The sequence below is a fragment of the Dactylosporangium sp. CA-052675 genome (genome assembly GCF_050947935.1).
Lineage (GTDB): Bacteria > Actinomycetota > Actinomycetes > Mycobacteriales > Micromonosporaceae > Dactylosporangium.
The window spans coordinates 6,667,005-6,685,241 of record NZ_CP192010.1 but is presented as its reverse complement, the minus strand read 5'-3'; the positions used below and the strand labels follow the sequence as shown (position 1 = coordinate 6,685,241).

The 18,237-nt window shown below is 74.0% G+C and carries 16 protein-coding genes; 13 read left to right on the top strand and 3 right to left on the bottom strand.

What is annotated here, in order from left to right:
* Positions 1-8 precede the first annotated feature (8 nt).
* From ACQP1P_RS29745 to ACQP1P_RS29705, 9 genes are all read left to right on the top strand, one after another.
* Positions 9-2,054, top strand: coding sequence for a methyl-accepting chemotaxis protein (locus ACQP1P_RS29745; protein ID WP_433075698.1), 2,046 nt, complete (start codon positions 9-11; stop codon positions 2,052-2,054).
* Positions 2,055-2,103: 49 nt separating this feature from the next.
* Positions 2,104-2,487, top strand: a complete 384-nt coding sequence (gene paaI, locus ACQP1P_RS29740) for a hydroxyphenylacetyl-CoA thioesterase PaaI (protein ID WP_433075696.1) — start codon at positions 2,104-2,106, stop codon at positions 2,485-2,487.
* A complete protein-coding gene (locus ACQP1P_RS29735) occupies positions 2,484-3,455 on the top strand; it encodes an ATP-grasp domain-containing protein (protein WP_433075694.1) in 972 nt (323 codons plus the stop codon). The genes paaI and ACQP1P_RS29735 overlap by 4 nt, the downstream gene beginning before the upstream one ends.
* Positions 3,448-4,677: a phenylacetate--CoA ligase family protein gene (locus tag ACQP1P_RS29730; RefSeq protein WP_433075693.1), complete on the top strand. Its 1,230-nt coding sequence runs from the start codon at positions 3,448-3,450 to the stop codon at positions 4,675-4,677. The genes ACQP1P_RS29735 and ACQP1P_RS29730 overlap by 8 nt, the downstream gene beginning before the upstream one ends.
* Complete coding sequence (locus tag ACQP1P_RS29725) at positions 4,674-5,927, top strand: MFS transporter (protein WP_433075691.1); 1,254 nt, start codon at positions 4,674-4,676, stop codon at positions 5,925-5,927. The genes ACQP1P_RS29730 and ACQP1P_RS29725 overlap by 4 nt, the downstream gene beginning before the upstream one ends.
* Positions 5,920-6,708: an SDR family NAD(P)-dependent oxidoreductase gene (locus ACQP1P_RS29720; protein WP_433075689.1), complete on the top strand. Its 789-nt coding sequence runs from the start codon at positions 5,920-5,922 to the stop codon at positions 6,706-6,708. The genes ACQP1P_RS29725 and ACQP1P_RS29720 overlap by 8 nt, the downstream gene beginning before the upstream one ends.
* Positions 6,709-6,770: 62 nt before the next feature.
* Entirely contained in the window at positions 6,771-7,808 is a 1,038-nt protein-coding gene (locus tag ACQP1P_RS29715) for a pectinesterase family protein (RefSeq protein WP_433075687.1), read from the top strand.
* 49 nt (positions 7,809-7,857) lie between these two features.
* Complete coding sequence (locus tag ACQP1P_RS29710; protein WP_433075685.1) at positions 7,858-8,334, top strand: GNAT family N-acetyltransferase; 477 nt, start codon at positions 7,858-7,860, stop codon at positions 8,332-8,334.
* 78 nt (positions 8,335-8,412) lie between these two features.
* Positions 8,413-9,288: an NAD(P)H-binding protein gene (locus tag ACQP1P_RS29705; RefSeq protein ID WP_433075683.1), complete on the top strand. Its 876-nt coding sequence runs from the start codon at positions 8,413-8,415 to the stop codon at positions 9,286-9,288.
* Between the two features lie 155 nt (positions 9,289-9,443).
* Here the strand turns inward: ACQP1P_RS29705 and ACQP1P_RS29700 are convergent, their stop codons facing one another.
* Positions 9,444-13,088 carry a SpoIIE family protein phosphatase gene (locus ACQP1P_RS29700; RefSeq protein WP_433075681.1) on the bottom strand — a complete coding sequence of 1,215 codons (3,645 nt, stop codon included), beginning with the start codon at positions 13,086-13,088 and terminating at the stop codon, positions 9,444-9,446.
* 115 nt (positions 13,089-13,203) lie between these two features.
* On the opposite strand from ACQP1P_RS29700, the gene ACQP1P_RS29695 reads away from it, so the two are divergent.
* The 3 genes from ACQP1P_RS29695 (at position 13,204) to ACQP1P_RS29685 (ending at position 15,488) form a co-directional block, all read left to right on the top strand.
* Positions 13,204-14,367: an AMP-binding protein gene (locus ACQP1P_RS29695; protein ID WP_433075679.1), complete on the top strand. Its 1,164-nt coding sequence runs from the start codon at positions 13,204-13,206 to the stop codon at positions 14,365-14,367.
* Positions 14,292-14,585 carry an AMP-binding enzyme gene (locus ACQP1P_RS29690; protein WP_433075678.1) on the top strand — a complete coding sequence of 98 codons (294 nt, stop codon included), beginning with the start codon at positions 14,292-14,294 and terminating at the stop codon, positions 14,583-14,585. The genes ACQP1P_RS29695 and ACQP1P_RS29690 overlap by 76 nt, the downstream gene beginning before the upstream one ends.
* A gap of 198 nt (positions 14,586-14,783) precedes the next feature.
* Entirely contained in the window at positions 14,784-15,488 is a 705-nt protein-coding gene (locus ACQP1P_RS29685) for a GntR family transcriptional regulator (protein WP_433075676.1), read from the top strand.
* A gap of 218 nt (positions 15,489-15,706) precedes the next feature.
* Here ACQP1P_RS29685 and ACQP1P_RS29680 read toward each other — a convergent pair whose 3' ends face one another.
* Both ACQP1P_RS29680 and ACQP1P_RS29675 read right to left on the bottom strand, forming a co-directional pair.
* Positions 15,707-16,510, bottom strand: coding sequence for a DUF2127 domain-containing protein (locus ACQP1P_RS29680; RefSeq protein ID WP_433075674.1), 804 nt, complete (start codon positions 16,508-16,510; stop codon positions 15,707-15,709).
* Positions 16,511-16,532: 22 nt separating this feature from the next.
* On the bottom strand, positions 16,533-17,273 hold the full coding sequence (locus ACQP1P_RS29675) for a phosphatase PAP2 family protein (protein WP_433075672.1): 741 nt from the start codon (positions 17,271-17,273) through the stop codon (positions 16,533-16,535).
* A 162-nt stretch (positions 17,274-17,435) separates the two neighbouring features.
* On the opposite strand from ACQP1P_RS29675, the gene ACQP1P_RS29670 reads away from it, so the two are divergent.
* The gene (locus ACQP1P_RS29670; protein ID WP_433075670.1) at positions 17,436-18,227 is read left to right on the top strand and encodes a maleylpyruvate isomerase family mycothiol-dependent enzyme; all 792 of its coding nucleotides are present in this window, start codon (positions 17,436-17,438) and stop codon (positions 18,225-18,227) included.
* Positions 18,228-18,237 lie beyond the last annotated feature (10 nt).

Here is an 18,237-nt window from a genome sequence, read left to right as displayed (position 1 = left end):
AGCACGGTGTGGGTCTCGACGGACGGCGGCTGACCCGTCGCCTGCTGCCGGCCGCCGCCGCGCTCGCCGGGCTGGCGGCGGCGTTCCTGGTGATGCAGATGATCACCACGAGCGCGTTCGAGCGGCTGGAGTCGAGCCAGGTGGCGCAGGACGCCGACCGGATCCGCATCGGCCTGGACGCCCAGGCCCAGCTGCTGACCGCGTTCGGCGCCGCGAACGCGGTCTGGGACAACACGTTCCAGGAGATCCAGACCGGGGACGCGGCCGGCTTCACCGCCGACCTGCCGCCCAACACCCAGCTCGACGTCAACGACATCGACGGGCTGCTCGGCGTCGGCCTCGACGGCACCCTGCGCGTCGGCGGCCTGACCAGCGCCGCCGACACCTTCGTCCAGCCGCCGCCGCAGCTGCGCGACCCGGCCGTGCTGCGCGCGCTGTTCGACCCGGCCAAGCCGGCCGGCGCGTCGCTGTGCGGGATCGTGACGGCCGACGCGCCGTACCTCTTCTGCGGCGTCGGCTCGTTCCCCAGCAGCGGCGAGGGCTCCCCGGCCGGTGGCATGGTCATGCTCAAGCGCCTCGACGCCGAGCGCGTCGCCCGCTTCGCCAAGGCCATCAACCTGCCCCTGACCCTGGTCGCCGAGCCGCACCCGCACACCCAGGCCCAGCCCGGGCTCACCAGCCAGCTCGGCAGCGTCGCCATCGGCACCGTGGTGACCGGCTCCCGCCACATCGCCATGGACGCCACGATCGCCACCGCCAACGGCGGCCGGGTCGTGCTCGAGGTCGTCGCGGCCCGTCCGATCCACGCCGCCGCCAGCCGCACGGCCGTGCAGCTGTTCGTGTTCGTCGCCGCCGCGACCGTCGTGCTCGTCGTGGTGATGCTGTGGTCCGTGCGGGCCGCGCTGCGCCGCCGGGTCGGGCCGCTGCGGCGCACCACCGAGGAGATCATCCGCTCCGGCGACAAGCTCCTGCGGGTGCGCCCCGAGGGCAGCGACGACATCGCCGAGCTCGGCCGGGCCATCGACGCGATGCTCGACGCCATGCACGAGCAGGAGGTGCGCCTGCAGCAGGAGCGGGCGGCCAAGGAGGCCCAGCTGACGACCACGAACGTGCGCCAGCAGCTGGCCGAGCAGACGGTCCGGCGCCGGGCCGGCGAGGTCATCGACGACACCAGCGGCGCCGTGCTGCTCGAGCTGCGCAACGTCATGGAGCAGGCCGACGAGGTGATGGGCGCCGCCGACGCGATCGAGCGGCAGGCGGGCGACGCCGACCGGGTCACCCGCGGCGTCGTCGAGCGCGCCAACGACGCCGGCGGGGTCATCGAGGCCGTGACCGCGAGCCTCGGCCGGGTCGACGGCATCGCGAACCTCATCGCCGGGGTCGCCGGGCAGACCAACCTGCTCGCCCTCAACGCCACCATCGAGGCGGCCCGGGCCGGGGAGGCCGGCCGGGGCTTCAGCGTCGTGGCCGGCGAGGTGAAGGGCCTCGCGTCGAAGACGAAGGACTCCACCACCGAGATCACCGAGACGGTCTCGGCGCTCGGCGCCAACACCACCGCCATGTCCGCCGTCATCACCGACATGAGCCAGGGGGTCAACGCCGTCGGCGACGTCACCGCCGAGCTCAGCGCCGTCGCCGTGCGCCAGCGCGCCTCGGTCGAGCGGCTGGTCGGCAGCGTCCGCGAGGCGGTCGCCCGCATCGAGGCCCTCGCCCAGGTCACCGACCGGCTCGAGCGCCGCCGGCACAGCCGCGCCGCGGTCGAGGGGAAGGTGACCGTGGTGCACCACGGCCGCCCCATCGAGGCCGACCTGCTCGACCTGTCGATCAGCGGCCTGCGCTGCGGCTTCCGCGACGGCCTGCGCCCGCCGCTGGCCGCCGAGCTCGACCTGCGCCTGCACCTCGGCGACGAGGAGCTGCGGATGCGGGGCCGCGCCGTGCGGCACATCGACGGCGACGCCGACGAGCTCGGCGTCGAGTTCGTCGACCCCGACCCGCGCCTCGTGGCCCGCATCAGCGACTACATCCGCGCGCTGATCGGCCCCGGCGGGATCTGAGCACCGCTTTCGCAGCGGATTTGCAGCGCCTCCTGCCAGCCTGCCTGGCATGACGAGAGGCATCGAGGTCGGCACCGAGGCCGGCAACGGCATCGAGATCGACGGCGTCGGTCCCGGCCGGGCCCGGGCCCGGATGCGGGTCACCGACGCCATGGCCAACCTGCACGGGATCGCGCACGGCGGCTATCTCTTCCTGCTCGCCGACACCGCGTTCGCCCACGCCTGCAACCAGGGCCGCGTGGCGCTCGCGCAGGCCGCCCAGATCACCTTCCTGCGGCCGGTGCCGATCGGCGCCGAGCTGGTCGCCGAGGCCGTCGAGCGCGCGATGACGGGCGCCTGCGGGGTCTACGACGTCACGGTCCGTCACGGCGGCGAGGTCGTCGCCGAGTTCCGCGGCCAGAGCGCGACGGTGAGGACGAGGGGAGCCCGATGAGCGAGACGCTGCAACGGATCTGCTGGGTGTTTCCGGACCGGGAGTCGGCCCGGCAGGGCGCCATGTGGCGGCGGGTGTTCTGGGACCCCTACCAGAAGGTCGCCGCGGAGCTGGGGATGTCGTTCACCATCCACGCGCCGGACGCGATCGCGGTCGACGGGCTCGACCCCGCCCGGCCCCGGGTGTTCGTCGACGGCGAGCCGGTGCACCCGGACGAGACCGCGTTCATCACGGCGCTGTACTCGCTGCCGTACCACACCATGGACGTGTTCAACCAGTACGCGGTCTACGCGGTGCTGGAGCAGGCCGGCTTCTACCTGCCGATCCCGCCCTGGCTGTCGGCGGTCGTCAACGACAAGCTCGCCACGAACCTGTTCCTGGCCGGCGCGCCGATCCCGCCGATCCCCACCGTGCGCATCGGCTGCGGCCGCGACATCCAGCAGCGGCTCTACGAGCCGGCGCTGGCGGAGCTGACCTACCCGGCGATCGTCAAGCCGGCCGGGTGGGCGTCCGGCTGGGGCGTCAACCTGGCCCGCGGCGAGGAGGACCTGCGCGGGCTGCTCAGCCTCGCCCAGGGCGGCGAGACGACGCTCGTGGCCCAGCCCTACCTCGGGGCCGGCACCACCGACTACCGCCTCTACGTCGTCGAGGGCCGCGTGCAGGCCGTGCTGGCCCGGATCCCGAAGGGCGACGCCCCCTGCTCCAGCGGCAGCCGCGGCGGCAGCATGCGCTTCGTGGACCTGCCGGACGAGCTGGCCTCCACCGTGGACTGGTTCGTGGCGAGGATCCCGACGCCGTACTTCTGCGTCGACTTCCTCCACGACGGCACCCGCTACTGGCTGTCGGAGATCGAGACCGACGGCGCGGCCGGCAACCCCGACGCCGGTGTCCAGCACGACCTCATCGCCGCCCGGTTCGGTGCGTACCGCCGGGCGCACGCCGCCTGGAGGGAAGAGCGCCATGCCTGAGTTCACCCACGACACCCTCGACGCCGCCGGGGTCGCCCGGGTCCGGCACCTGTTCGCCGCGCTGCGCTCGGTGCCGGGGCTGGCCGCCCGCTACGACGGCGTCGCCGAACCCTCCACATTGGAGGATCTGGCCGACGTACCGCCCATGTTCAAGGACGATCTGCAGGCCGCGCTCGCGCACCTCGAGCCCCGCGCCGAGCACGCCACCACGTGGGTGTTCCAGAGCGGCGGCAGCACCGGCGCGCCCCAGGTCGGCTACGCCCCGACGGGCCTCTACATGCGGGAGGTGTACGAGCAGTGGCAGCCGATCGGCCCCGGCGACGTCTTCGTCAACGGCTGGAGCGCGGGCAAGATGTGGGGCGCGCACTTCCTCGTCAACGCCCTCACCGACCACGCGCACTGCACCGCGATGAACCTGGGCGCGATGACCCGCGACGAGTACGACCCGTGGCTGCGCTTCTTCGCCGCGCGCCGGGTCACCGCGTTCGGCGGCACCCCGAGCGTGCTGCGGCTCATCTTCGGCCACGCCCGCGACACCGGGGTCAAGCTGCCGGACCTGCGCGCCGTGCTCTACCTGGGCGAGGCCTGGAACGAGCAGCTGGACGAGGACCTGGCCGCCGTCGCGCCCAACGCCCGCCGGTGGGGGATGTTCGGCAGCACCGAGACGTGGGTCGTGGGCACCAACACGCCGGACTGCCCGGCCGACACCTGGCACCCGCTGCCCTCGCAGCTCGTCTGCGCCGGCGGGGGCGAGGACGAGATGCTCGACTTCACCACCCTCAACCCCGAGGGGCTCAACCCGGTGCTGCGCTACCGCACCGGCGACGCCGGCCGGCTGGTCGCCTGCCCGTGCGGCCGGCGGGGGCGGGCCTTCCAGGTGCTCGGGCGCCGCGACGGGCTCATCAAGTTCCGCGGGCACCTCGTCAACGTCGACGACCTGGTCCGCGACGTCGGCACCGTGGCGGGCGTCGCGCGGGCCCAGCTGGTCGTCAAGGAGTTCACCGACCGCGGCAGCGTGCTGGAGGTGCTGGTGCTGCCGGGCGGCACGCCGGAGGCCGGCCTCGCCGAGGACGTCCGCCGGCACCTGCTGGGCTCCGCGTTCGGCCCGTCCATCGTCTTCCAGCGCAACGCCGACGCGCTCGAGGTGAGCGTGGTCGAGGCCCTCGTGGGCAACGAGCGCACCGGCAAGGTCCCCAACCTCGTGCGCCGCCCGGCCTCATGACCACGGTCGCGCCGAAGACCGAACGCTCGCTCGGCCGCCAGTTCAACCTGCTGTGGGCCGGGCAGACGGTGAGCAACGCCGGCGACCGCGTCACGCTGTTCGTGGTGCCGGCGCTGCTCATCTTCGCCATGCACGCCTCGCCGCTGCAGGTCGGGCTCGTCTCCACGGCGCAGTACCTGGCGATCCCGGTGCTGAGCCTCGTCGCCGGGGTGCTGGTGGACCGGTGGGACCTGCGCCGCCTGCTCATCGCGTGCGACCTGCTGCGCTGCGCCGCGGTCGCGGTCATCCCGATCGCCTACTGGCGGGGCGTGCTGTCGGTGCCGATGCTCTTCGCGTGCGTCGTGGTCATCAGCGCGGCGACGGTGTTCTTCAACATCGGCTACGTGCCCGCGCTCACCCACCTCGTCGATCGGGACAGGCTCGTCACCGGCAACGCGCGGCTGGAGACGAGCCGGATGACCGCCGAGGTCAGCGGGCCGGCCCTCGGCAGCGGCCTGTTCCAGCTCCTCGGCGCGGCCTCGCTGCTCGTCGACGCGGCCACCTACCTGTTCTCGGCCGAGTGCGTCCGGCGGCTGCGCCCGCTCGGCGCCCTCGGCGGCCCGACCGGCTCGCTGCGGGAGCGCCTGCTCGTCGGGGTCCGGGCCAACTGGCGCGATCCCGTGCTGCGCCGCTGCACCGCGGGGACGCTGCTGGCCAACATCGGCGGGCCGGTCTTCGTCACGCAGCTGCCCGTCCTGGCGTACAACGGCTGGGGCATGAGCGTCGGCGTCTTCGGCACCGTCATGACCGTCGGCGCGGCCGGGGCCGTGGCCGGCGCGCTGCTCGCCCCCGCGGTCAGCCGCCGGGCCGGCCCGGCGCGGACGATGGCCTGGGCGATGCCGCTGCACTCGGCCTGCGGCCTGGGCATCCTCGCCATGGGGCTCGGCCCGCCCGCGGTGGTGCTCGGGGCCACGCTCGCCGCGTACATGTTCTTCTTCGCCTGGTACAACATCTGCTCCCAGTCGGTGCGCCAGGCCCGCATGCCGATCGCCGACCAGGCCGTCATCTACGCCGCCTACCGCACCGTCACCTGGGGCGTGATCCCGCTCAGCGCGTTCGCCGGGGGTCTCGTCGTCACCGCGCTCGCGCACTCGATGGACATCCGGGCCGCGGTCACCGCCACGATGCTCGGCGGCACCGTGATCGGGCTGTCCGCGTGGCTGCCCCTGGCCCCGGTGCAGCCGATGCTGGAGGAGGGGTCCCGTGCCTGACGTCCTCGTCACCGGCGCCTCGACCGGCATCGGCCGGGCCACCGCGCTCGCCCTCGCCGCGGCCGGCTGGACCGTCCACGCCGGCATGCGCGAGCCGGTCGGGCTGCCCGGGACCCGGGTCGTGCCCCTCGACGTCACCGACCAGTCCTCGGTCGACGCCTGCCTGTCGGGCCTGGACCGGCTCGACGCGGTCGTGAACAACGCCGGGGTCTCCGGCACCCCCGGGACCCTGGAGCAGGCGTCGCTGGAGGCCGTGCGGGCCGTGCTGGAGGTGAACCTCTTCGGCGTGCTCGCGGTCACGAAGGCGGCGCTGCCGCTGCTGCGCGCGAGCCGGGGGCGGGTGGTGACCGTCGGCAGCGTCCGGGGCGCGATCGGCCAGCCGTTCAACGAGGCGTACTCCGCGGCCAAGTTCGCCGTCGAGGGCTACCTCGAGGCCCTGGCGCCGGCGGCCGCCGCGGCCGGGGTGACGGTGTGCGTGGTCGAGCCGGCCGCGGTGCTCGGCACGGCGTTCGTCAAGGCGGTCCCGGTGCGGGTCGAACCGCCCTACGCGGATGCTTTCACGGCGTACCGGCGCTTCGTGGCCTCCGGCGCGGTCGAGGGCGCCCAGACCCCGGCCGAGGTCGCCGCCGTCATCGTCGACGCGCTCACCGCCGCCGACCCGCCGTTTCGCATCCCGACGAGCGCCCACGCCCGCGACTACCTGGCCCGCAAGCTCGCCGACGTCGACGGCCGGGCGGTGCAGGCCATGACCGGCAACTGGCTGCAACAAGGTTGTCATTGACCGCGGTCGTGGTCCGGGCCTAGGGTGACGCAGGAAAGCGCATTCCTAGGGAGGTCCGGCTCATGCGTCGCAGATCCGTCCTGCTCGCGGGCGCGCTGGCGGGCATCGCGGGCGCCACCGCGACGGCCCGCTCGGCGTCGGCCTGGCCCGGCCCGCAGATCACCGTCGCCGCCGACGGCAGCGGGGACGTGCGCACCGTCCAGGCCGCCGTGGACGCGGTGCCCAGCGGGAACACCGGGCCCTTCACGGTGAAGATCCGGCCCGGGACGTACCACGGCCAGGTCGTCATCCCCGCCGACAAGCCCGGCATCACCTTCCGCGGCCAGGGCCCCGACCCGAGCGCCGTCGTCATCTGCGACGACCGCGCCAACGGCACCCTCAAGCCGGACGGGACGCCCTGGGGCACCTCGGGCAGCGCCTCGGTCACCATCTCCGGCAGCGACTTCTCCGCCCGCAACCTCACGTTCGCCAACACCTTCGACGAGGCCGCGCACCCCGAGATCACCAACCGCCAGGCGGTCGCGGTGCTGACCCGCGCCGACCGGATCGTCTTCGACAACGTCCGGTTCCTGGCCAACCAGGACACGCTCTACCTCAACAGCCCGGACGCCGCGGTGGTGAGCCGCGTCTACCTGCGCAAGTGCTGGATCGAGGGCGACGTCGACTTCATCTTCGGCCGGGCCACCGCCGTGCTCGACCGCTGCGGCATCCACTCCCTCGACCGCGGCTCGGCCACGAACAACGGCTACGTCACCGCCGCGAGCACGTCGCTGGCGAACCCGCACGGCTTCCTGCTCACCGGGTGCCGGCTCACCTCCGACTGCCCGCCCGGCAGCGTGTTCCTGGGCCGGCCGTGGCACCCGAGCAACGACCCGGACGCGGTCGCCGAGGTGACGATCCGCGACTCGGTGCTCGGCGCGCACATCGGCGCGGCGCCGTGGTCGGACTTCGGCACCTGGCCGTGGCGCGACGCCCGCTACGGCGAGTACCACAACCGCGGCCCGGGTGCCCTGCCGGGCGCCGACCGCCCGCAGCTCACCGTCGCGCCCACGATCGCCGACTACCTCTCGGGGGCCGACGGCTGGGATCCGGTCCACTGATCCGGTTCTGGCCCTCGGGCCCGGTCGGCGGCGGCGGTACGGTCCCCCCGTGAGCGAACGCGAACGCGACGGATACCTGCTGACCACCGACCCCGCCCGCGTCGACCGGGCGGTCGTGCACCGCTGGCTCAGCGAGGACTCGTACTGGGCCGCCGGCCGGGCCTTCGAGGTGGTCTCCCGCTCGATCGACGGCTCGGTGCCCTTCACCGTCCTGCACGAGGGCCGCGAGGTCGCCTTCGCCCGCGCGATCACCGACGGCGCCACGTTCGCCTGGATCTGTGACGTGTACGTCGACCCGGCGCACCGCGGCCGCGGGCTGGGCGTCTGGCTCGTCGACAGCATGGTCGAGGAGCTCGCCGCGGCCGGCGTGCTGCGGCTCCTGCTGGCCACGCGCGACGCCCACGAGGTGTACCGGCGCAGCGGCTTCGAGCCGGTGGCGGGCCCCCAGCGGTTCATGGAGCTGGACCGCCGCCCGACCCGGGCCGCCATCCTCGCGCACCTCGCCGAGGGCTCGCCCCGGCCGTAGCGCCCACCGCCCCGGCGACGACCGCCGGTCCGCCGCGCCGGGGCGGTTGAAGCGCGCCGCCCCGGGTAGGCGCGGCCGGTGAACCTCGTCCTCGTCGCCGGGGTCGGCGACGTCGGCCGCGCGGTGCTCGCCGACCTGCGCGCCGCCGGCGTCCCCGTGCGCGGCCTGCTGCACCGTCCCGCCCCGGTGGACTTCGACGCCGTGGTCGGGGACCTCACCCGGCCCGAGTCGGTCGCCGAGGCGCTCGACGGGGCGGACGCGATGTTCTTCTCGATGCCAGTCTCGCCCGAGCACCTGCTCGCGACGGCGGTCGTGGCGAGCGTGGCCCGCGACCGGGGCGGCCTGCGCGCGCTCGTCGGTCTGTCGCAGATGACGGTGTCGCAGATGACCGCGACGAGCACCGACCAGTCGCGCCAGCAGCGGCTGCACTGGCTCGCCGAGCGCGTCCTGGACTGGTCGGGGCTGCCGGTGGTACACCTGCGCCCGACGGCGTTCCTGGACAACCCGCTGTTCACGACCCTCGCGGCCGCCTCGATCCGGGCGCGCGGCACGATCGAGCTGCCGTTCGGCACGGGCCGCACCTCCCCGGTCGCGGTGGCCGACGTCGCCCGGGTCGCGGCGGCGATCCTGCGCGACCCGGCCCGGCACGTCGGCCGCGTCTACGAGCTGACCGGCCCGCACGCGCTGTCGATGCCGGAGGTGGCGGCGGCGTTCTCCCGCGCGCTGGGCCGCGAGATCACCTACGTGGCCGCGGACCCGGACCGCTGGGAGGCCGAGGTCCTGGCGCCGTCGGGCCTGCCGGCGCACACCCGGGAGCACATCGCCACCATGGCGCGGCTGCACCGCGAGGACCGCTACGACCGCCTGACGACGGACGTGGCCCGGGTGACGGGCTCGCCCCCGATGACGGTCGAGTCCTTCGTCGCGGCCCGCCGCGGGCTCTACGCGCCCTGAGCACGCGTCTCCCGGGCGCACCTCGGGCTCGTCGTGCCGTCCGGCGAGCGCGGGCCGCGCGTCGGCGGCGAGACCGGGCCTGCCGCGCGGGCGGGAGATGCCGCCGGAGGTCGCGGCGGCCCCGCGCCGGCGGGTGTCCCGGGGCGGCGGGCGTCCTAGATCGAGCGCATGCACCACACGGCCTTGCCCTCGGCCGTCGGCCGGGTGCCCCAGCGGTCGCACAGCGACGCCACCAGCTGCAGGCCGCGGCCGTGCTCGTCGTCCGGGGTGGGGCGCTGCTTGCGCGGCAGGTACGGCGCCGTGTCGTGCAGCTCCAGCACCACGTGCGTCTGCGTGCGGCGCAGCCGGAGCTGGATCGGCGGGCGGCCGTGCAGGACCGCGTTCGCGGCCAGCTCGCTCACGACCAGGACCAGGTCGTCGACGACCCGCGGCGGCGCGTCCCACCGGCGCAGCGTCGAGTCGACCAGGCGCCGGGCGTCGCGGACCGCGCGCTCGTGGGCCGGGATGTGCCGGATCACCGACTGCTCCTCGCCCGGCTCGCCGACGATGCGGGTCATGAGCAGCGTGATGTCGTCGTCGGGGCCGTCCGGCAGCAGCTTGCTCACGAGCCGGTCGGGGGCGTCGGCGAGCGGGCCGTCGAGGTCGCCGACGAGCGCGGCCAGGGCGAAGATGCCCGCGTCGAGGTCGCGGTCGCGGTGCTCGACCAGGCCGTCGGTGTAGAGCGTGAGCAGCGCCCCGACCGGCAGCTCCAGGCGCTCCTCGGCGAGGGTCAGCGGGCCGGTGCCGAGCGGCGGGCCGGACGAGGTCAGCGGGCGCGGCGCCGCCCCGGGCAGCAGCAGCAGCGGGGGCAGGTGGCCGGCGTTGGCGTAGGTCAGGCTGCGCTCGCCCGGGTCGTAGACGGCGTAGACACAGGTGACGATCTGGTCCTCGCGCAGGTCCCGCACGACCCCGTCGAGGTACTCCAGCACGTCGGCCGGCGGCAGGTCGAGCCGGGCGTAGGCGCGCACCGCGGCGCGCAGCTGGCCCATGACGGCGGCGGCGGGCACGCCCCGGCCCATCACGTCGCCCATCACCAGGGCGGTCCGGTCGGCGCCGAGCTCGATGACGTCGTACCAGTCCCCGCCGACCTGCGTCCCGGCGACGCCCGGGCGGTAGTAGGCCGCGAGCTCCAGGTGCTCGGGGGCGAGGGTCACCGGCGGCAGGAGGCTGCGCTGGAGCTGGTCGGCGATGCGGTGCTCCCGGGCCGCGGCCTCCTGCGCGGCGGCCGCGGCGGCGACGGCCCGCTCGGCGTTGCGCTGCTCGGTGATGTCCTGGTTGGAGCCGCGCAGCCGGACGGGCTTGCCCGCGGCGTCGCGCTCGAGCTCACCGCGGGTGCGGAAGATGCGCTCGGTGCCGTCGCCCATCTGCACCCGCGACTCGTAGTCCAGCGGCGCGCCCTCGACGGCGGCGTCGATCGCCTCGTCGACCCGCGCGCGGTCGTCGGGGTGCACCCGGCCGTTGATGAGCTGCCGGCCGTGCTCGTCGAGCAGCTGCTCGGGGGTGACCGCGAACTGGCGCAGGAACTCCTCGGAGCCGCGGATGTCGCCGGTGCTCAGGTCGAGCTCCCACGAGCCGACGGCGGCCAGGCGCTGGGCCTGGTCCAGCAGCTCCCGGTTGCGCTGCAGCTCGTCGCGGGTGCGCCGGATGCGGTCGAACTCCAGGCTGGCCCGCACCCGCGCCCGCAGCTCCCGCGGGCTGAACGGCTTGACGAGGTAGTCGTCGGCGCCGGCGTCGAGGCCCTCGACGGTGGCCTCGTCCCCGGCCCGGGCCGAGAGCACGATCACCGGCAGGTGCCCGGGGCCGTTCGCGCGCACGGCCGTGATGAGCCCGAACCCGTCGAGGCCGGGCATCATCACGTCGGTGACCAGGAGGTCGGGCGGGTCGGCGCGCACGAGCTGCAGCGCCCGCACCCCGTCGGCCGCCTCCAGCACCTGGTAGTCGGCGCCGAGGATGCGGCGGACGTAGTCGCGCAGGTCCGCGTCGTCGTCGACCACGAGCACGCGGGGCGCGGCCGGGTCGGGGCTCGCCGGCGGGGCGCTCGCGGGGGCGCCGACCCATCGTTCGACGTCCGCGACGTAGCCGTGCACCGCCGGCACCGGCGAGATCTGCGACGGCAGCGCCGGGCCGGACCCGACGGGGATGCGGACGGTGAAGGTCGAGCCCTCCCCGGGCCGGCTGCGCACGCCGGCCGCCCCGCCGTGCAGCGCGGCCAGCTCGGCGACCAGCGCGAGGCCGATCCCGGAGCCCTCGTGCGTGCGGGCCCGGGCCTCCGGCACCCGGTGGAAGCGCTCGAAGAGCCGGGCCTGGTGGGCGGGGTCGATGCCGACGCCGGTGTCGGTGACGGCCAGCCGCACGTGCTCGTCCCCGTCCGGGGCGAGCCGGACCGTCACGCCGCCGGTGAAGGTGTACTTCACCGCGTTCGACAGCAGGTTGAGCACGATCTTGGCCCACATGTCGCGGTCGGCGAAGACGGTCCGCGGCAGCGGCGGGCAGTCGACCTCCAGGCGCAGCCCGGCCCGCTCGGCGGCGGGCGCGAACATGCCGGCCAGCTCCGCGGTGAGCCGGGCCAGGTCCAGCGCCTCCCGGTGCGGCTCGAGCCGCCCGGACTCCAGCTGCGAGAAGTCCAGCAGCGTGTTGACGAGCTTCAGCAGCCGCTCGGCGTTGCGCCGCACCACCTCGACCCGGCCCCGCTGGCCCGGCGGCAGCGGCTCGGCCTGGTCGGCGAGGGCGTCCTCGGCCGGGCCCAGCAGCAGGGTCAGCGGCGTGCGGAACTCGTGGCTGACGTTGGTGAAGAACGCCGTCTTGGCCCGGTCGAGCTCGGCGAGGGCCTCGGCGCGGCCGTGCTCGGACGCGAACGCGCGGGCGGTGCCCAGGCGGGCCGCGATCGTCCCGGCGAGGCGGTCGACGAAGTCCGCGTAGGCGGCGTCGAACGGCCGGTACCGGTTGAGGCCCACGACCAGCGAGCCCAGTGGCCGCCCGCCACCGGGCCGGGACAGCGGCACGATCCGCGCCTGGGACGGCGGCTCGTCCCACGCGCCGCACGGCAGCCCGTCGAGCCCGCCGGCGGTCACCGGTGCCGCGTCCACCCTCGGCCACGTCGCGGGGTCGGTGCAGGGGTGGCCGCCGGGGACGCCGGTCTTCGCGGCGAGCACGGGGTGGTCGCCGTCGTGGAGGTACAGCAGCGTGAAGGGCAGGTCGTCGGGGCGCCCGGACAGGCCGCGCTCGACGGCCGCGAGCAGCTGCGCCTCGTCCGCCGCCGCGTCGAGCCCGGCCCCGAGGTCGCGCAGGGTGGCCAGGCGCCGCTCGGCGACGACCCGCTCGGTGGTCTCGATGACCACGCACAGGATCCCGGCGACGGCCCCGTCGTCGTCGGTGAGCGGGCCGTAGGAGAAGGTGTGGTAGGTCTCCTCGGTGAAGCCGCTGCGCCCGAGCAGCAGCCGCAGCCCCTCGTCCCAGGTGGCCCGGCCGGTCTCCAGCACCGTCCGGATGCGGGGGCCGGCCGCGTCCCAGACCTCGGCCCACACCTCGCGCGCCGGCCGCCCGAGGGCCCACGGGTACCGCTTGCCGAGCGTGGCGCGCCCGTAGGCGTCGTTGCACAGGAAGGTGAGCTGCGGGCCCCACGCCATCCACATCGCGAAGCGCGACCCGAGCATGATGCGCAGCGCCGAGCGCAGGCTCGCCGGCCACGACTCGGGCGGCCCGAGCGGAGTCGCGGCCCAGTCCACCGCCGCCAGGTCGCGGCTGAGCTCCGTGTCGCCCATCCTGCCCAGCTTAGGCCCTGTCCGGTCGATCGTGCCGGGGCGAGGCGAGGCCGGGATCGCCCGCCGCCGGGGCCGGCCCGGTGCTTTTTCCGCAGGGTGGTGGCATCGTCGGCGCATGACACGGTTGTCGTACTCCGTCGGGGCCGCCGACGGGCCGATGCTGGGCGAGACCATCGGCGCCAATCTCGACCGGACCGCCGCCCGCGTGCCCGGCGCCGATGCCCTCGTCGACGTCCCCACCGGCCGGCGCTGGACCTATCGCGAGTTCCTCGCCGAGGTGGAGGCGGTGGCGCGGGGGCTGCTCGCGCGGGGGATCGGCAAGGGCGAGCGGGTCGGCATCCGGGCGCCCAACTGTCCCGAGTGGACGATCCTGCAGTACGCCACCGCCAAGATCGGCGCGATCCTGGTGAACATCAACCCGGCGTACCGCACCCACGAGCTGGCCTACGTGCTCGAGCAGTCCGGCGTGGGCCTGCTCGTCTCGGCCGAGCGCCTGAACACCTCGGACTACCGCGCGATGGTCACCGAGGTCCGCCCCGGCCTCGCCGACGTGATCTTCATCGGCTCCGGCGACTGGGCCGCGCTCGCCCGGCAGCAGGCCCCCGAGTCCGCGCTGCGCGAGCGGGAGGCATCGCTGACCTTCGACGACCCGATCAACATCCAGTACACCTCGGGCACGACGGGCTTCCCGAAGGGCGCCACCCTGTCGCACCACAACATCCTGAACAACGGCTACTTCGTGGCCGAGACGCAGGGCTGGACGCAGGCCGACCGGGTCTGCCTGCCGGTGCCGTTCTACCACTGCTTCGGCATGGTGATGGGCAACCTCGGCGCGACCACCCACGGCAGCTGCATGGTCATCCCGGCGCGGGCCTTCGACCCGGCGCAGACCCTGGCCGCGGTGCAGCAGGAGCGCTGCACGGTGCTCTACGGCGTGCCGACGATGTTCATCGCGGAGCTGGCGCTGCCCGGCTTCGCCGCCTACGACCTCTCGACGCTGCGCACCGGCGTCATGGCCGGCTCGCCGTGCCCGGTGCACGTGATGCAGCGGGTCGTCGCCGACATGGGCATGGCCGGGGTGACGATCTGCTACGGCATGACCGAGACCTCCCCGGTGTCGACCCAGACGGCCCGCGACGACGACCTGGAGCGGCGCGTGTCGACCGTCGGGGCGGGTCGGGCCGCACCTCGAGGTGAAGGTGGATGCACACCGGCGACCTGGCGACGATGGACGACGAGGGCTACGTCAACATCGTCGGGCGCATCAAGGACCTCGTGATCCGCGGGGGCGAGAACGTGTACCCGCGCGAGGTCGAGGAGTTCCTCTACGGTCATCCGGACATCGTCGACGTGCAGGTGATCGGGGTGCCGGACGAGCGGCTCGGCGAGGAGCTGATGGCCTGGGTGCGCCTGCGCGAGGGGGCCGGGCCGCTGACCGCCGGGGCCGTGCGGGCCTACTGCGCGGGGCGGCTCGCGCACTACAAGATCCCGCGGTAACACCTTGCGGACCTTGCCCGTGACGGTCATCGGGAACGCCTCGACGATCTTGAGGAGATGCGCGAGGTGTCCGCCCGGGAGCTGGGCCTTACGATGACCGACGCGTGACCCTGGATCGAGTGCCGTCGGCGGTCCGGCCGCCCCCGTTGCTCCGGCCGGACCGCCGACGGCCCAGGTGATCGTATACGATTATCGTATATGATCGATGCCCCGTTCGGCCCTGTCAAGAGTGGGAAGTGGCGCGTGGTGCACCCGGAGCCGTCCAAGCACGAGCTCGCGTACCGCGAGATCCGTGAGCGCATCATCGACGGCCGGCTCGGCCCGGGCCGGCGGCTGGTGCTCAGCGCCCTGGCGCGGGAGCTCGACGTCTCGCCGGTGCCGGTGCGCGAGGCGATCCGCCGGCTGGAGGCGGAGGGCCTGGTGGCGTTCGAGCGCAACGTGGGCGCGCGGGTGGCGACGCTGCAGGACGACGAGTGGGAGCAGCTCGTCGAGATGCTGGCGCTGCTGGACGGGTTCGCGTTCGCGGCGGCGGCGGCGCGGGTGTCGCCGGAGGACCTGGCCGAGGCGCGCGCGTTGAACGGGCGGCTGCGCGAGGCGGCCGCGGCCGGGCCGATCGATCACGGGCAGGTGATGGCGCTGCACCGCCGGTTCCATCGGGCGCTGTACCGCTGCTGCGGCAACCGGTACGTCATCGAGTCCCTGGACGGCATCTGGGACCGCATCGACGCGTCGCGGGTGCTGGTGACGCTGTATCCGGCGCTGCGGCTCACGACGGCGGTCGAGGAGCACGACTCGCTCCTGGACCGGCTGGAGCGGGGCGAGGACGACCCGGCCGTGCTGGAGTCGTGCGCCCGCGAGCACAACCTCAACGCGATCCGCACGATCCGCAAGAACGTCTCGTAGGTGGGCGTCGGCCTGTCGCGCAGGACGCCGGTATGTGCGATGCCTCGGTCCTCGCGCGGCCGCCGGGCCGGCGTGCGCCGAGCACGTGGCCATGTCGGGGTCATGCCGCAGGCGTCTGGGCCGGGAATGAAGAAGACCGGCATCCACGGGGGAAGATGCCGGTCTCGCTCTCAACTATACGACTCGTGCGCGTGTCCCGCCAGTGGCAGTTTGTTCGCCTACCGGACGCCTACGGGTGCCTTGGGGATGCGCAGGCCCTTGGGCAGCGTGGGCTCGTTCGCGGCGAGCTCGACCTCGAGGAAGCTGGTCTCGTGCCGCTCGGCCTCGTGCGCCGCCTTCCCGCCGCGCAGCCCGAAGAGGCGCTTGGACAGCAGGATGTACAGCACCGCGACGATGTTGATCACGAGCGCCCCGATGCGGGTGAACGTGATCTTCTCGGTGAGCTCGTAGATCTCGATGGGCAGGCCGAGGGAGGTGGCGACGACGGCGAAGTACTCGCCCCAGCGCTTGAGCATCCACAGGCCGACGCCCTCGACGAGCTGGAGCGTGCCGTAGAGGGCGAGCCCGGCCGCGACCCACAGGAGGGTCTTGGCCTCGGCCTCGATGACGGTCCGGATGGTGTGGATCATCGCGGAGTCCTCGAACTTCCAGCCGATCTTGTCCATGAACGGCTTGAGCAGCGGCAGGTCCTCGTTGAAGGCCCGCTCGACGCCGTCGCGGTGGCTGCGGAAGCGGAACACGCCGTAGGCGGCGGCGAGGCAGAGCAGGCCCTTGATGAACCGCTCCAGGGAGAGCAGGCGCAGGATCAGCGCGTCGCGCAGGGCCCGCCCGCGCAGCACGATGGGGGCGCGCTCGGCCGGCCCGCGCTGGTGCGGCTCGCCGATGACGAAGTCCCCGCAGCGCAGGCACCGCCAGGCCGGGCCGACCGGGGTGGTGGCGTGCAGCTTCTCCCGGAACGAATCCTCGGTCGGGGCGTAGGTGATGTGCCCGCGGCGCGCGCAGGTGCGCAGGTTCCAATCCACACGATCTTCTATACCGTACGGATCATTGTTGTGATGTCAGCTTTGTGCCTTGGACGCGTTCCCGCTGTTCGGCCTGGGCGGGGCCGACCTGGACCGGTACGCGCGGGGAGGCGTGCTCCTGGCGGCTGGTGGCCATGAGGAGGATGCCGACGAGGATCGCGGCGATGATGCCGTCGATCCAGTAGTGGTTGGCGGTGCCGGCGACGACGAGCATCGTGAGGACCGGGTGGGCGAGCCAGAGCCAGCGCCACTTCGAGGCGGTGGCGTGGATGAGCCCGGCGGCGACGACCAGGGCCCAGCCGACGTGCAGGCTCGGCATCGCCGCGTACTGGTTGCTGAGCGTGTCGGTCTGGGGCGGGCCGTAGACGCTGGGGCCGTACAGGGCGGCGGTGTCGACGAGCCCGAGGTCGCCGAGCATCCGCGGCGGGGCGAGCGGGAAGGCGAAGTGGATGACGAGCCCGGCCGCGGTGAGCCACGCCAGGATGCGGCGGAAGCGAAGGTAGTGTGCGGGGCGGAACCAGTACACGTAGATCAGAAACGCGATCGTGGCGGGGAAGTGCACGACGGCGTAGAACACGTTGGCCGCCCGGACCAGGGCATCCGCGCTGAGCAGCAGGTGCTGGACGGCGGCCTCGTCCGGCAGGCGCAGCACGCGTTCGAGCTGCCAGACCAGGTCGGCGTCGCTGTAGGCGGCTCCGACGCGGCCGTCGACGGCGAGGCGGCCGACCTTGTAGGCGAGGAACAACCCCAGGACCAGCAGCAACTCGGTCCATGCTCGGGGCCTTAACCGTGTGGTGCGCTGCTGTTCACCCAGTTCGGCCCCCGTGTTCATCAGGCGACGCTACCTGATGTTGCGGGTGACGCAATATTCCAGGGCTTGTTTATGCTTCAAGTATCTCGGGTTCCGGATCTTTTTGGGGGTTTGATGAGTAGTCGGGCAGATCAGGCGATCGCCGCCCTTCGCAAGGGCCACGACGACCTCTCCGCGCTGGTCGCGGGCCTGTCGGCGGAGCAGCTGACCGGCCCGTCGGCGGCCGACGAGTGGGATGTGTCGCAGGTCGTGAGCCACCTGGGCAGCGGCGCCGAGATCAACCTGGAGGCCGTGCGGGCCTCGCTCGAGGGCCGTCCCGCCCCCGAGTTCGAGTTCAACAAGGGTGTCTGGGCGCGCTGGGACGCCATGACCCCGCAGGAGCGCCAGGCCGCGTTCCCGGTCGCGAACCAGCGCCTGGTCGAGGCCTACGAGGCGCTCACGCCCGAGCAGCGCGAGTCGCACAAGATCGACGTCGGCTGGATGCCGGAGCCGGTCGACGTGGCCACCTCGGCGCTGCTGCGGCTGACCGAGTTCGGCTACCACGACTGGGACGTGCGCGCGGGCCTCGACCCGGCCGCACAGCTCGCGCCCGAGGCGGCCGCGCTCATCAGCGACCGCGTCGAGGGCCTGTTCGGCTGGATCGCGAAGCCGGCCAACCTCGACGGGCGCACCGCGGACCTGCTCGTCCAGCTCACCGACACCGGCGAGACCCTCGGCCTGCACCTGGCCGACCCGGTCGCCCTGGGGGCCGCCCCGGCCACGCCGGACGGCACGCTGTCGCTGACGCTGGAGGCCTGGCTGCGGCTGGCCTCGGGCCGGCTCAAGCCCGCCTACACGCCGTCGTCGGTCACCGTCACCGGCCCCATCAGCCTGGACGACCTGCGCGCCGTCTTCCCCGGCTACTGACGCGGGGCGG

What these genes read in the sequence shown, in the direction of transcription:
- ACQP1P_RS29695 (WP_433075679.1), top strand. Translation starts at nt 13,204, where the DNA reads ATGACACGGTTGTCGTACTCCGTCGGGGCCGCCGACGGGCCGATGCTG.
- ACQP1P_RS29730 (WP_433075693.1), top strand. Translation starts at nt 3,448, where the DNA reads ATGCCTGAGTTCACCCACGACACCCTCGACGCCGCCGGGGTCGCCCGG.
- ACQP1P_RS29735 (WP_433075694.1), top strand. Translation starts at nt 2,484, where the DNA reads ATGAGCGAGACGCTGCAACGGATCTGCTGGGTGTTTCCGGACCGGGAG.
- ACQP1P_RS29715 (WP_433075687.1), top strand. Translation starts at nt 6,771, where the DNA reads ATGCGTCGCAGATCCGTCCTGCTCGCGGGCGCGCTGGCGGGCATCGCG.
- ACQP1P_RS29700 (WP_433075681.1), bottom strand. Translation starts at nt 13,088, where the DNA reads ATGGGCGACACGGAGCTCAGCCGCGACCTGGCGGCGGTGGACTGGGCC.
- ACQP1P_RS29670 (WP_433075670.1), top strand. Translation starts at nt 17,436, where the DNA reads ATGAGTAGTCGGGCAGATCAGGCGATCGCCGCCCTTCGCAAGGGCCAC.
- paaI (WP_433075696.1), top strand. Translation starts at nt 2,104, where the DNA reads ATGACGAGAGGCATCGAGGTCGGCACCGAGGCCGGCAACGGCATCGAG.
- ACQP1P_RS29725 (WP_433075691.1), top strand. Translation starts at nt 4,674, where the DNA reads ATGACCACGGTCGCGCCGAAGACCGAACGCTCGCTCGGCCGCCAGTTC.
- ACQP1P_RS29690 (WP_433075678.1), top strand. Translation starts at nt 14,292, where the DNA reads ATGCACACCGGCGACCTGGCGACGATGGACGACGAGGGCTACGTCAAC.
- ACQP1P_RS29685 (WP_433075676.1), top strand. Translation starts at nt 14,784, where the DNA reads ATGATCGATGCCCCGTTCGGCCCTGTCAAGAGTGGGAAGTGGCGCGTG.